This window comes from Pseudomonas sp. FW300-N1A1, assembly GCF_058789115.1.
This window is the reverse complement of the sequence record NZ_JBYTBK010000025.1, coordinates 37879-50863: the sequence shown is the minus strand read 5'-3', so window position 1 is coordinate 50863 and position 12985 is coordinate 37879. Positions and strand designations below refer to the sequence as shown.

The following is a 12985-nucleotide window of genomic DNA, read 5'->3' as shown; positions in this document are numbered from 1 at the left end:
TGAAATGACTTTTGTTCAGTCCTCAACCCGGTTGCCTTGCGGCAACCGGGTTCTTGATTTGGCCCATGCGCATGTCATGGGTATTCTTAATGTCACTCCCGATTCCTTCTCCGATGGCGGTCGTTTCAGTCAGCTTGATGCTGCCCTGAAACATGCCGAGGCGATGGTCGCTGCCGGCGCCACCTTGATTGATGTGGGGGGCGAGTCGACTCGGCCGGGAGCCCGGGCGGTTTCGCCGCTTGAGGAGCTCGAGCGCGTCGCGCCGATTGTCGAGCGGATTCATCGTGAACTTGATGTGATTATCTCGGTCGATACCTCGACGCCTGCGGTCATGCGCGAAACTGCGCGACTGGGCGCCGGGTTGATCAATGATGTTCGATCACTGCGTCGCGATGGTGCTCTGGACGCCGCTGCAGCCACGGGCTTGCCAGTGTGCCTGATGCATATGCTCGGCGAGCCGGGCGATATGCAGGACAATCCCCACTATGCTGATGTAACGCTCGAGGTTGGCGAGTTTCTCGCTGAGCGTATGGCGCAGTGTGCTGCGGTGGGTATCCCGGCTGAGCGGATCATTCTCGATCCCGGTTTTGGGTTTGCGAAAAACCTGCAGCACAATTTGAGCCTGTTCAAACATATGGAAGCCCTGCATGACTTGGGGCGGCCTCTTCTGGTCGGGGTGTCGCGCAAGAGCATGATCGGGCAGGCGCTGAATCGCCCGGTGGGGGAGCGGCTGCATGGCGGTCTGGCTCTCGCAGCGTTGGCGGTGGTCAAGGGCGCGCGAATCCTGCGCGTGCATGACGTAGCCGAAACGATGGATGTGGTGCGGATGATCGCTGCTGTGGAATCAGCCGAATAAGAACGATGGAGTACTTATGACTAAGAAATATTTTGGCACCGACGGTATTCGTGGTCGGGTCGGCACCTACCCGATTACTCCTGACTTCATGCTCAAGCTTGGCTGGGCTGCTGGCATGGCGTTCCGGAAAATGGGCGTTTGCAAGGTTCTGATTGGCAAGGACACGCGCATCTCCGGTTACATGTTCGAGTCGGCGCTCGAGGCCGGGCTTACCTCCGCGGGTGCGGATGTGATGTTGCTGGGGCCGATGCCTACCCCGGCGATTGCCTATCTGACCCGTACCTTTCATGCCGAAGCCGGCATCGTGATCAGTGCGTCCCATAACCCCCATGATGACAACGGCATCAAGTTTTTCTCCGGGCAGGGAACCAAGCTGCCGGACGACGTCGAGTTGATGATCGAGGAGTTGCTTGATGCGCCGACGATGACGGTTGTCGAGTCGAACAAGATCGGCAAGGTGTCGCGAATCAACGACGCGTCGGGTCGTTACATCGAATTCTGCAAAAGCAGTGTGCCTACCGGCACCAGTTTTGCCGGTCTGAAGATCGTGATCGATTGTGCACACGGTGCGGTGTACAAGGTTGCACCAAGCGTCTTTCGCGAGTTGGGCGCCGAGGTGGTGGTGCTTTCCGCGCAACCCAACGGCCTGAACATCAATGACAATTGCGGTTCGACCCACATGGGGTCGCTGCAGGCAGCTGTCCTGGCCGAGCAGGCCGACCTGGGTATTGCCTTTGACGGCGACGGTGATCGCGTATTGATGGTCGATCACACAGGGGCTGTTGTCGACGGTGACGAGCTGTTGTTCATTATCGCGCGTGATCTGCAGGAGCGTGGCTGTCTGCAGGGCGGTGTAGTCGGTACGTTGATGAGCAACCTGGGGCTGGAGTTGGCGTGTGCCGAGCTGAAGATTCCGTTCGTGCGTGCCAATGTCGGTGACCGTTACGTCATTGCCGAGCTGCTGGAGCGTAACTGGACAGTAGGGGGTGAAAACTCCGGGCATATCGTCTGCTTCCAGCACACCACTACCGGCGATGCGATTATCGCAGCGTTGCAAGTGCTGATGGCCATGAAGGCGCGCCAGGAAGGGCTCGCCCAGACTCGGCAGGCGCTGCGCAAGTGCCCTCAGGTCTTGATCAATGTGCGTTTTGCCGGCGGTGCCAATCCTGTCGAGCATGCGACCGTCAGGGAGGCGAGCGAGCGGGTTGCCAAGGCGATGGCGGGGCGTGGTCGGGTCTTGTTGCGCAAGTCCGGCACTGAGCCGCTGGTGCGTATCATGGTCGAAGGCGAGGACGAAACCCAGGTTCGTGCATACGCTGAAGAGCTGGCAAAACTGGTCGCTGAAGTTTCTGCCTGAATTCGGCTTGCCAGCAATGATTCGGTTGGGTAACATCTGCGCCCACTTTGACCGACGAGGTACAGCATGCGTCGCCCTATGGTAGCTGGTAACTGGAAGATGCACGGTACCCGCGCCAGCGTCGCTGAGCTGATCGACGACCTTCGTCATCTGGCCTTGCCGAGCGGTGTTGATGTCGCGGTGTTCCCGCCTTGTCTGTATATCAATCAAGTGATTGATGGCTTGCAAGGAAAGTCGATTTCGGTCGGCGCGCAGAACGCTGCGGTGGAGCCGATGCAAGGTGCGCTGACAGGTGAGATTGCACCGAGTCAGTTGGTGGATGCAGGTTGTTCCCTGGTGCTCGTTGGGCACTCGGAGCGCCGCCAGATTATCGGCGAGCTCGACGGGACACTGAATCGCAAGTTTGCAGCGGCACAGGCATGTGGCTTGATTCCGGTGTTGTGCGTAGGGGAGACCCTGGCGCAGCGTGAGGCCGGTAAAACTCTTGAGGTTGTCGGGCGTCAGCTGGACAGCATCATCGGGGAGCTGGGTGTTGGCGCTTTTGCAAATGCAGTAATCGCTTACGAGCCGGTCTGGGCCATTGGCACCGGGCTGACTGCTTCACCGCAACAAGCGCAGGATGTGCATGCAGCCATTCGCGCTCAGTTGGCGGCAGAGAATTCTGAAGTCGCACAAGGTGTGCGGCTTCTATACGGCGGCAGCGTGAAGGCGGCCAATGCGGTCGAACTGTTCGGCATGCCGGATATCGATGGGGGGCTCATTGGTGGGGCTTCCCTGAATGCAGATGAGTTCGGTGCGATCTGTCGCGCCGCGGGAAACTGAAAAAATGCTGGAAACAGTCGTAGTCGTTTTTCATCTGCTGGGTGCATTGGGCGTAGTAGCTCTCGTATTGCTGCAGCAGGGTAAGGGTGCGGACGCTGGCGCGTCTTTCGGAGCAGGTGCTTCAAATACTGTGTTCGGAAGCCAAGGTTCCTCTACCTTTCTTAGTAAGTTTACTGCTATACTTGCCGCAGGTTTTTTCATAACCAGCTTAGGGTTAGGTTACTTTGCTAAAGAGAAAGCTCACCAGCTGACTCAAGTAGGTTTGCCAAACCCAGCGGTTCTGGAAGTTCCAGTGCAAAAACCGGCTTCTGATGATGTTCCGGTGCTTCAAGAGCAAAAGTCGGCAACCAATGCGACTGACGTGCCTCCAGCTCAAGAGCAGAAGTAAGAAGGGTTTCAAACGTAGTATTGCCGAGGTGGTGGAATTGGTAGACACGCAACCTTGAGGTGGTTGTGCCCATAGGGTGTAGGGGTTCGAGTCCCCTTCTCGGTACCAATTAGTCAGGAGAGCCCGCTGTTGCGGGCTTTCTTGCAGGTGGAAGGTTACATTGACCCTATCAGGGATCGGTCGTATACTTCCGCCCCAGCTTTGTCGCGGGGTGGAGCAGTCTGGTAGCTCGTCGGGCTCATAACCCGAAGGTCGTCGGTTCAAATCCGGCCCCCGCAACCAGTTTCAGGAGCCCCTTTTCAGGGGCTTTTTGTTAGCTGGACACTTTATAACGCCGTTATTCGATGGCGTTTCAGGGATGGGCGATTCGCCCATTTTTTTATTTTGCAAAGCATGCACATACATGCACGAGGGGGTTCAGGTGTCGAGCAAGCTAGAACAGTTGCAGGCCTTGCTGGCCCCGGTGGTCGTGGCCCTAGGCTATGAATGCTGGGGTATTGAGTTTTCGGCTCAAGGTCGCCACTCAATGTTGCGCGTTTATATCGATAAAGAGGGCGGCGTGCTGGTGGACGATTGTGCCATCGTCAGCCGTCAGATCAGCGGTGTGCTGGATGTTGAAGATCCGATCGCCGTTGAATACACCCTTGAAGTTTCCTCGCCTGGCATGGAACGCCCGCTGTTCACTATTGAGCAGTTTGCAAAATTTGCCGGTGAACAAGTGAAGATCAAGCTGCGCTCGCCTTTTGAAGGTCGACGCAACTTTCAGGGCCTTCTGCGCGGTGTAGAAGAACAGGACGTCGTGGTGCAGGTTGATGACCATGAGTTCCTGTTGCCGATCGATATGATCGACAAGGCCAACATTATTCCCAGTTTTGACTGAGACGTGCCAGAAACTGCGGATCCCGCGGATCCAATGGCTTGCGAAAGGCGAGGCGTACGATGAGCAAAGAAGTACTGCTGGTTGTTGAGTCGGTATCCAATGAAAAGGGCGTACCGGCAAACGTAATTTTTGAAGCGCTGGAGCTGGCTCTGGCCACGGCTACCAAAAAGCGTTTCGAGGACGAAGTCGATCTGCGTGTGGAAATCAATCGCCACACCGGTGCTTATGAGACTTTCCGTCGCTGGACGGTCGTCGAAGAAGCAGACCTGGACGATCCGGCCATCGAAACCTGGCCAAGCAAGGTTGCTGAAACGCATCCTGGCGCCAAGGTCGGTGACGTTGTCGAAGAGAAAATCGAGTCCATCGAATTCGGTCGCATCGCTGCACAGACTGCCAAGCAAGTCATCGTGCAGAAGGTTCGCGAAGCCGAACGCGCTCAGGTTGTCGACGCTTACCGCGAGCGCCTGGGAGAGATCATCTCCGGCACCGTGAAGAAAGTGACCCGCGACAACGTGATCGTCGATCTGGGCAACAATGCTGAAGCGTTGCTGGCTCGTGAAGACATCATTTCTCGCGAAACCTTCCGGGTCGGTGTGCGCTTGCGTGCACTGCTCAAGGAAATCCGCACTGAAAACCGCGGCCCGCAGCTGATCCTGTCGCGTACCGCGCCGGAAATGCTGATCGAGTTGTTCCGCATTGAAGTGCCGGAAATCGCTGAAGGCCTGATCGAAGTCATGGCCGCTTCCCGGGATCCGGGTTCGCGCGCCAAGATCGCGGTCCGCTCGAAAGATAAACGCATCGACCCGCAGGGCGCTTGCATTGGTATGCGCGGTTCGCGTGTCCAGGCTGTGTCCGGTGAACTGGGCGGTGAGCGTGTGGATATCGTCCTGTGGGACGACAACCCGGCGCAGTTCGTAATCAACGCCATGTCACCGGCCGAGGTTGCGGCAATTATCGTTGACGAAGATGCCCATGCAATGGACATCGCCGTTGGCGCAGACAATCTGGCTCAGGCCATCGGTCGCGGTGGTCAGAACGTGCGTCTGGCTAGCCAGTTGACTGGCTGGACCCTGAACGTGATGACCGAATCGGACATCCAGGCTAAGCAGCAAGCAGAAACCGGCGACATCCTGCGCAACTTCATCGACGAGCTGGAAGTCGACGAAGACCTGGCACAGGTGCTGGTAGATGAAGGCTTCACCAGCCTGGAAGAGATTGCCTACGTACCGTTGGAAGAAATGCTCAACATCGACGGCTTTGACGAAGACACCGTCAACGAGCTTCGCGCTCGGGCCAAGGATCGCTTGTTGACTAAAGCCATCGCTACTGAGGAAAAGCTGGCAGACGCCCATCCGGCCGAAGACCTGCTCTCGCTTGAGGGTATGGACAAGGATTTGGCGATGGAACTGGCGGTGCGCGGCGTAATTACCCGCGAAGACCTGGCCGAGCAGTCTATTGACGACCTGCTCGACATCGACGGCATTGACGATGATCGTGCCGGCAAGTTGATCATGGCCGCCCGAGCCCATTGGTTCGAGTAATAGGCGCGGCCTGAGGAGAGAAATGCATGACGCAAGTCACGGTGAAACAACTGGCCGATGAGGTCAAAACACCGGTAGAGCGCCTGCTGCAGCAGATGCGTGAGGCAGGTCTGCCGCACACCGCCGCCGAGGAACATGTGACCGACAGTGAGAAGCAGTCTTTGCTGACTCACTTGAAAAGCAGCCACAAGGCGAAAGTGGAAGAACCGCGCAAGATCACGTTGCAGCGTAAAACCACCAGCACCCTGCGTGTTGCTGGCAGCAAAAGCATCAGCGTTGAAGTACGCAAGAAGAAAGTCTTCGTACAGCGCAGCCCGGAAGAAATCGAAGCCGAGCGCAAACGCGAACTGGAAGAACGTCGCGCAGTAGAAAATGCTGCACGTCAGAAGGCTGAAGAAGAAGCCAAGCGTCGCGCCGAAGAAGAAGCGCGTCGCCAGCCTGCTGCTGCGCAATCTGCTCCTTCGGGCGCGGTTGCGGCCCCGGTTGCAGCTGTCGAGCCAGTGCGTGAAGCACCGGTTGCCGCAGCACCTGCCGCTGACGCTCGCAAGCGTGACGAACCGCGCCGTCCGGACAAACCACGCGCCGACGATAGCAATCGTCGTGGCAGTGGCGATGGCGAGCGCAAAAACGCTCCGCATCGTGCTTCGGTCAAGGAAAAGGCGCCTGCGCCACGCGTTGCGCCACGTACTACCGACGAAGAAAGCGATGGCTTCCGTCGTGGTGGTCGCGGCAAGGCCAAGCTGAAGAAACGCAACGCTCACGGTTTCCAGAGCCCAACCGGCCCTGTCGTGCGTGAAGTGAAGATCGGCGAAACCATCACTGTTGGCGATCTCGCTCAACAGATGTCGGTGAAGGCTGCTGAAATCATCAAGTTCATGTTCAAACTGGGTACTCCAGCGACCATCAACCAGGTACTGGACCAGGAAACTGCCCAACTGGTAGCTGAAGAGCTGGGCCACAAAGTGACCCTGGTCAGCGACACCGCCCTGGAAGATTCCCTGGCCGAGTCCCTGAAGTTTGAAGGTGAGGCTTTCTCCCGTGCGCCAGTCGTGACCGTAATGGGCCACGTTGACCATGGTAAGACCTCGCTGCTCGACTACATCCGTCGTGCCAAGGTAGCGGCTGGCGAAGCCGGCGGTATCACCCAGCACATCGGTGCCTACCACGTTGAAACCGAACGCGGCATGGTCACCTTCCTCGACACCCCTGGTCACGCCGCGTTTACCGCCATGCGTGCCCGTGGTGCCAAGGCGACCGACATCGTGATCCTGGTAGTTGCAGCGGACGACGGCGTGATGCCGCAGACCATTGAAGCTGTCCAGCACGCAGTAGCGGCCGGTGTTCCACTGGTTGTTGCAGTGAACAAGATCGACAAGCCGGGCGCCGATCTCGATCGCATCCGTAGCGAACTGTCGGTTCACGGCGTGACCTCGGAAGAGTGGGGCGGCGACACCCCGTTCGTATCGGTTTCGGCGAAAGTCGGTACTGGCGTGGACGAACTGCTCGAAGCTGTTCTGTTGCAGGCTGAAGTTCTGGAATTGAAAGCGACTCCTTCGGCTCCTGGCCGTGGCGTCGTGGTTGAATCGCGTCTCGACAAAGGTCGTGGCCCGGTTGCAACCGTTCTGGTTCAAGACGGTACCCTGCGCCAAGGCGACATGGTCCTGGTCGGTTCGAACTATGGCCGCGTTCGCGCCATGCTCGACGAGAACGGCAAGCCAATCAAGGAAGCCGGTCCTTCCATCCCTGTCGAGATCCTCGGCCTGGACGGTACCCCGGACGCTGGCGACGAGATGAGCGTGGTTGCCGACGAGAAGAAAGCCCGTGAAGTGGCTCTGTTCCGTCAAGGCAAGTTCCGTGAAGTCAAACTGGCTCGTGCTCACGCAGGCAAGCTGGAAAACATCTTCGAAAACATGGGCCAGGAAGAGAAGAAGACGCTTAACATCGTCCTCAAATCTGACGTTCGTGGTTCGCTGGAAGCGTTGAACGGTGCCTTGAACGGCCTGGGTAACGACGAAGTGCAAGTGCGTGTCGTGGGTGGCGGTGTCGGTGGTATCACCGAGTCCGACGCCAACCTGGCACTGGCCTCCAACGCTGTACTGTTCGGCTTCAACGTGCGTGCCGATGCTGGCGCTCGCAAGATCGTCGAGCAGGAAGGTCTGGATATGCGTTACTACAACGTGATCTACGACATCATCGAAGACGTCAAGAAAGCCCTGACCGGCATGCTTGGCAGTGACGTCCGGGAGAACATCCTGGGTATTGCTGAAGTCCGCGACGTGTTCCGTTCGCCGAAGTTTGGCGCGATCGCCGGTTGCATGGTTATCGAAGGTGTTGTGCACCGTAACCGTCCAATCCGTGTACTGCGTGAAGACATCGTTATCTTCGAAGGCGAGCTGGAATCCCTGCGCCGCTTCAAGGATGACGCTTCCGAAGTACGTGCCGGCATGGAATGCGGTATCGGCGTGAAGAGCTACAACGACGTCAAGGTCGGTGACAAGATCGAAGTCTTCGAGAAAGTTCAGGTTGCTCGCAGCCTCTAACTCGCGCACTTCAAGAGCCGTGATGGGCAGCCGCATGCAAATGCACGGCGCATCGCCCGGACTCTAAACGCAACGCCCGGTCTGGCTTCTGTCAGGCCGGGCGTTTGCCGCTTTCAGACCACACGGGTTTCACCGTGAGGCAGTAACAGGTAACAAGACATGGCAAAAGAATACAGCCGTACCCAACGTATCGGCGATCAGATGCAGCGCGAGCTGGCACAACTGATCCGTCGTGAAGTCAAAGACCCGCGCGTCGGCCTGGTCACCATTACCGCTGTTGAAGTCAGCCGTGACGTCGGTCACGCCAAGATCTTCATCACCGTGATGGGGCAGGACAGCGCCGAAGATATCGCCCAGAGCATCAAGGTGCTCAATTCCGCCGCCGGTTTCCTGCGTATGCAGTTGGCTCGCGAGATGAAACTGCGCAGCGTTCCACAGTTGCACTTCCACTACGACGAAAGCGTCGTGCGTGGCGCGCACCTGTCGGCATTGATCGAGCGCGCGGTGGCTGAAGACAATCAGCACCCGGTCGCGGTCGAAGCCCAGGACGCCAAGGAGTAATCGGTGGCTCAGGTCAAACGTATCCGTCGTAACGTCAGCGGCATCATCCTGCTCGACAAGCCACTGGGATTCACTTCCAACGCGGCCTTGCAGAAGGTTCGCTGGCTGCTCAATGCCGAGAAGGCCGGTCACACTGGCAGTCTCGACCCGCTGGCCACCGGTGTGTTGCCGTTGTGCTTCGGTGAGGCCACCAAGTTCTCGCAATACCTGCTCGATTCCGACAAGGCGTATGAAACCTTGGCGCAATTGGGCAAGACCACCACCACGGCAGACGCCGAGGGTGATGTTTTGCTGGAGCGCCCCGTGACCGTTGGTCGCGCCGATATCGAAGCGGTCTTGCCAAAATTTCGTGGGCAAATCAGTCAGATACCGCCGATGTACTCAGCGCTCAAGCGTGATGGGCAGCCACTGTACAAGCTGGCACGTGCAGGTGAAGTGGTGGAGCGCGAACCGCGTTCTGTTACTATAGCGCGCTTGGAATTGCTGGCCTTTGAAGGCGACACTGCGCGCTTTGCCGTAGATTGCAGCAAAGGCACCTATATCCGTACCCTGGTGGAAGATATCGGTGAACAGCTCGGTTGTGGCGCTTACGTGGCAGAACTGCGACGTACCCAGGCCGGTCCGTTCAGCCTGGCCCAGACGGTCACGCTGGAAGAGTTGGAAGCGGTACATGCCGAAGGCGGCAACGAAGCAGTCGATCGCTTCCTGATGCCATCGGACAGTGGCCTGCTGGATTGGCCGCTGCTGCAATTCTCGGAGCACAGCTCGTTCTACTGGCTCAATGGCCAGCCGGTGCGCGCTCCGGATGCTCCGAAGTTCGGCATGGTACGGGTACAGGATCACAATGGTCGCTTCATCGGTATCGGTGAAGTGAGCGAAGACGGGCGCATTGCGCCACGTCGACTGATTCGGTCAGAATGACCGAAACCAGTCTGCGTAAAAGCGCAGCAGCTTTTACGCAGGCTGGCGAGGGTGGCTGTTAACAGGCACGGTCACTACTCATTTTTAGATACAGGGATTTGTCCCTGGCCTGTTGAAGCTGTTTTTCTGAAACAGTTTCCTGATAAAAGGATTGCCTCATGGCTCTCGACGTTCAAGAAAAAGCCCAAATCGTAGCTGACTACCAGCAAGCTGTTGGTGACACTGGTTCGCCAGAAGTGCAAGTTGCACTGCTGACCCACAACATCAACAAACTGCAAGGTCACTTCAAGGCCAACGGTAAAGATCACCACTCCCGTCGTGGTCTGATCCGCATGGTAAACCAGCGTCGTAAGCTGCTGGACTACCTGAAAGGCAAGGACGTGAGCCGTTACAGCGCTCTGATCGCTCGCCTGGGTCTGCGTCGCTAATTAGCGATTGCGCTAGAGGTTGGTTGTCTGTCGTGCGTCAGTGGGTTTCCCGCTGGCGCAGGGCAGGCTCCCAGCCTCAAGTTTTATCTGGACAGTAGTTTTACCTGGACAATACACGCCGGGCCGATTCCCGACATTGCCCAAGAATTTCGCAAGAAAACCAGTTCCCCAAGAGCCACAAAGAAGGTAGGACACCGTGAACCCGGTAATCAAAAAATTCCAGTTCGGTCAGTCGACCGTTACCCTCGAGACTGGCCGTATCGCCCGTCAGGCCTCCGGCGCAGTATTGGTCACCGTTGACGACGACGTCAGCGTATTGGTGACCGTGGTTGGTGCCAAGCAAGCCGATCCAGGCAAGGGCTTCTTCCCTCTGTCTGTTCACTACCAGGAAAAAACCTACGCTGCCGGTAAGATCCCTGGCGGTTTCTTCAAGCGCGAAGGCCGTCCTTCCGAGAAAGAAACCCTGACTTCCCGACTGATCGATCGTCCGATCCGTCCGCTGTTCCCAGAAGGCTTCATGAACGAAGTGCAGGTTGTCTGCACCGTCGTTTCCACCAGCAAGAAGACCGATCCGGACATCGCTGCGATGATCGGTACCTCGGCTGCCCTGGCCATCTCCGGCATTCCTTTCGATGGCCCGATCGGCGCTGCCCGCGTTGCGTTCCACGAAAGCACCGGCTACCTGCTGAACCCGACTTACGAACAACTGAAAGCTTCGAGCCTGGACATGGTCGTTGCCGGTACTTCGGAAGCGGTATTGATGGTTGAATCGGAAGCCAAAGAGCTGACCGAAGACCAGATGCTGGGCGCGGTACTGTTTGCTCACGACGAGTTCCAGGTTGTGATCAACGCGGTTAAAGAGCTGGCTGCCGAAGCTGCCAAGCCAACCTGGACCTGGGCTCCCCAGGCTGAAGCCACCGAACTGCTGGGCGCTATCCGTGCCGAGTTCGGCGAAGCGATCTCCCAGGCTTACACCATCACCATCAAGGCCGACCGTTACGCTCGCCTGGGCGAACTGAAAGACCAGGTAGTTGCCAAGCTGTCCGGTGAAGAAGGCCAGCCTTCTTCCAGCGAAGTCAAAGCGGCTTTCGGTGAAATCGAATACCGCACCGTTCGCGAAAACATCGTAAACGGCAAGCCACGTATCGACGGTCGCGATACCCGCACCGTACGTCCGCTGAACATCGAAGTCGGTGTTCTGCCGAAGACCCACGGTTCGGCGCTGTTCACCCGTGGCGAAACCCAGGCCCTGGTAGTCGCGACTCTGGGTACTGCCCGTGACGCACAACTGCTGGACACCCTGGAAGGCGAGAAAAAAGACCCGTTCATGCTGCACTACAACTTCCCTCCGTTCTCGGTAGGTGAGTGTGGTCGCATGGGTGGCGCTGGTCGTCGCGAAATCGGTCACGGCCGTCTGGCCCGTCGTTCGGTTCAGGCCATGCTGCCGGCTGCCGACGTGTTCCCGTACACCATCCGCGTCGTATCGGAAATCACCGAGTCCAACGGTTCGAGCTCCATGGCTTCGGTCTGCGGCGCTTCCCTGGCCCTGATGGATGCCGGCGTTCCGATGAAGGCACCGGTTGCCGGTATCGCCATGGGTCTGGTTAAAGAAGGCGAGAAATTCGCCGTCCTGACCGACATCCTGGGTGACGAAGACCACCTGGGCGACATGGACTTCAAAGTAGCCGGTACCGCCAAAGGTGTGACCGCGCTGCAGATGGACATCAAGATCAAGGGCATCACCGAAGAAATCATGGAGATCGCTCTGGGCCAAGCCCTGGAAGCGCGCCTGAACATCCTCGGCCAGATGAACCAGATCATTGGCCAGTCGCGTACCGAGCTGTCGGAAAATGCTCCGACCATGATCGCGATGAAGATCGACACCGACAAAATCCGTGATGTCATCGGTAAAGGTGGCGCGACCATTCGTGCGATCTGTGAAGAAACCAAGGCTTCGATCGATATCGAAGACGACGGTTCGATCAAGATCTTCGGCGAAACCAAGGAAGCGGCTGAAGCGGCACGCCAGCGCGTTCTGGGTATCACCGCTGAAGCCGAGATCGGCAAGATCTACGTCGGCAAGGTTGAGCGCATCGTCGACTTCGGCGCATTCGTCAACATCCTGCCTGGCAAGGACGGTCTGGTTCACATCTCGATGCTGAGCGACGCTCGCGTAGAGAAAGTGACCGACATCCTGAAAGAAGGCCAGGAAGTGGAAGTGCTGGTACTGGACGTGGACAACCGCGGCCGTATCAAGCTGTCCATCAAAGACGTGGCAGCAGCCAAGGCTTCGGGCGTTTAATCACTCCCCTAGGCTGACTGCTTCAACGCTGTAAAAAATGCCCCGCGGTGTACGCCGCGGGGCATTTTTTTGTCTGCAGGAAAGTACCGTGGCGAGGGAGCTTGCTCCCGCCGGCCGGTCCGCGTTCGGGCGCAGCAGTCGTAAGTCGTCAATCGCAGCGGACCTGCTCGGGCGCCTTGGGGGTTGCTTCGCAACCCGGCGCGAGCATGCTCCCTCGCCACAGGTTGCCGGACCTCAAAAGCGGTGCTAGGTTTAGCCCACCGCCCGTGTAGCTCAGTCGGTAGAGCAGCGCACTCGTAACGCGAAGGTCGCAGGTTCAATTCCTGTCTCGGGCACCATTAAATAATTTCAGGTGGTTTTAAAACCACCCGAAATCCCACAAAAAGCAC

The 12985-nt window shown here is 57.8% G+C and carries 11 protein-coding genes and 3 tRNA genes; all 14 read left to right on the top strand.

Going from position 1 to position 12985, the window contains the following annotated elements:
- Positions 1 to 4 precede the first annotated feature (4 nt).
- The 14 genes from folP to AC3WQN_RS17190 all read left to right on the top strand — a co-directional run bounded on the left by folP (position 5) and on the right by AC3WQN_RS17190 (position 12934).
- Positions 5 to 856 (top strand): dihydropteroate synthase, encoded by an 852-nt coding sequence (gene folP / locus AC3WQN_RS17255; RefSeq protein WP_103401043.1) that lies wholly within the window; start codon positions 5 to 7, stop codon positions 854 to 856.
- Positions 857 to 872: 16 nt separating this feature from the next.
- Positions 873 to 2213: a phosphoglucosamine mutase gene (glmM, locus tag AC3WQN_RS17250; RefSeq protein ID WP_103401044.1), complete on the top strand. Its 1341-nt coding sequence runs from the start codon at positions 873 to 875 to the stop codon at positions 2211 to 2213.
- Between the two features lie 66 nt (positions 2214 to 2279).
- Positions 2280 to 3035: a triose-phosphate isomerase gene (gene tpiA / locus AC3WQN_RS17245; protein ID WP_103401045.1), complete on the top strand. Its 756-nt coding sequence runs from the start codon at positions 2280 to 2282 to the stop codon at positions 3033 to 3035.
- Positions 3036 to 3039: 4 nt separating this feature from the next.
- Positions 3040 to 3423 carry a preprotein translocase subunit SecG gene (gene secG / locus AC3WQN_RS17240; RefSeq protein ID WP_103401046.1) on the top strand — a complete coding sequence of 128 codons (384 nt, stop codon included), beginning with the start codon at positions 3040 to 3042 and terminating at the stop codon, positions 3421 to 3423.
- A gap of 22 nt (positions 3424 to 3445) precedes the next feature.
- Positions 3446 to 3531: transfer RNA gene (locus AC3WQN_RS17235), tRNA-Leu, on the top strand.
- 97 nt (positions 3532 to 3628) lie between these two features.
- Positions 3629 to 3705: transfer RNA gene (locus tag AC3WQN_RS17230), tRNA-Met, on the top strand.
- A 139-nt stretch (positions 3706 to 3844) separates the two neighbouring features.
- Positions 3845 to 4303, top strand: a complete 459-nt coding sequence (gene rimP, locus AC3WQN_RS17225) for a ribosome maturation factor RimP (RefSeq protein ID WP_158248610.1) — start codon at positions 3845 to 3847, stop codon at positions 4301 to 4303.
- 59 nt (positions 4304 to 4362) lie between these two features.
- Complete coding sequence (gene nusA / locus AC3WQN_RS17220) at positions 4363 to 5844, top strand: transcription termination factor NusA (RefSeq protein WP_008057419.1); 1482 nt, start codon at positions 4363 to 4365, stop codon at positions 5842 to 5844.
- A gap of 26 nt (positions 5845 to 5870) precedes the next feature.
- Positions 5871 to 8384 (top strand): translation initiation factor IF-2, encoded by a 2514-nt coding sequence (gene infB, locus AC3WQN_RS17215; protein ID WP_103401047.1) that lies wholly within the window; start codon positions 5871 to 5873, stop codon positions 8382 to 8384.
- A 159-nt stretch (positions 8385 to 8543) separates the two neighbouring features.
- The gene (gene rbfA, locus AC3WQN_RS17210) at positions 8544 to 8945 is read left to right on the top strand and encodes a 30S ribosome-binding factor RbfA (protein WP_103401048.1); all 402 of its coding nucleotides are present in this window, start codon (positions 8544 to 8546) and stop codon (positions 8943 to 8945) included.
- A gap of 3 nt (positions 8946 to 8948) precedes the next feature.
- Positions 8949 to 9866: a tRNA pseudouridine(55) synthase TruB gene (truB, locus tag AC3WQN_RS17205; protein ID WP_103401049.1), complete on the top strand. Its 918-nt coding sequence runs from the start codon at positions 8949 to 8951 to the stop codon at positions 9864 to 9866.
- A 158-nt stretch (positions 9867 to 10024) separates the two neighbouring features.
- A complete protein-coding gene (rpsO, locus tag AC3WQN_RS17200) occupies positions 10025 to 10294 on the top strand; it encodes a 30S ribosomal protein S15 (protein WP_003197723.1) in 270 nt (89 codons plus the stop codon).
- 196 nt (positions 10295 to 10490) lie between these two features.
- Complete coding sequence (pnp, locus tag AC3WQN_RS17195; protein ID WP_095145053.1) at positions 10491 to 12596, top strand: polyribonucleotide nucleotidyltransferase; 2106 nt, start codon at positions 10491 to 10493, stop codon at positions 12594 to 12596.
- A 262-nt stretch (positions 12597 to 12858) separates the two neighbouring features.
- A tRNA-Thr gene (locus tag AC3WQN_RS17190) sits at positions 12859 to 12934 on the top strand.
- The last annotated feature ends 51 nt before the right edge of the window (positions 12935 to 12985 follow it).

What these genes read in the sequence shown, in the direction of transcription:
- folP (WP_103401043.1), top strand. Translation starts at nt 5, where the DNA reads ATGACTTTTGTTCAGTCCTCAACCCGGTTGCCTTGCGGCAACCGGGTT.
- glmM (WP_103401044.1), top strand. Translation starts at nt 873, where the DNA reads ATGACTAAGAAATATTTTGGCACCGACGGTATTCGTGGTCGGGTCGGC.
- tpiA (WP_103401045.1), top strand. Translation starts at nt 2,280, where the DNA reads ATGCGTCGCCCTATGGTAGCTGGTAACTGGAAGATGCACGGTACCCGC.
- secG (WP_103401046.1), top strand. Translation starts at nt 3,040, where the DNA reads ATGCTGGAAACAGTCGTAGTCGTTTTTCATCTGCTGGGTGCATTGGGC.
- nusA (WP_008057419.1), top strand. Translation starts at nt 4,363, where the DNA reads ATGAGCAAAGAAGTACTGCTGGTTGTTGAGTCGGTATCCAATGAAAAG.
- infB (WP_103401047.1), top strand. Translation starts at nt 5,871, where the DNA reads ATGACGCAAGTCACGGTGAAACAACTGGCCGATGAGGTCAAAACACCG.
- rbfA (WP_103401048.1), top strand. Translation starts at nt 8,544, where the DNA reads ATGGCAAAAGAATACAGCCGTACCCAACGTATCGGCGATCAGATGCAG.
- rpsO (WP_003197723.1), top strand. Translation starts at nt 10,025, where the DNA reads ATGGCTCTCGACGTTCAAGAAAAAGCCCAAATCGTAGCTGACTACCAG.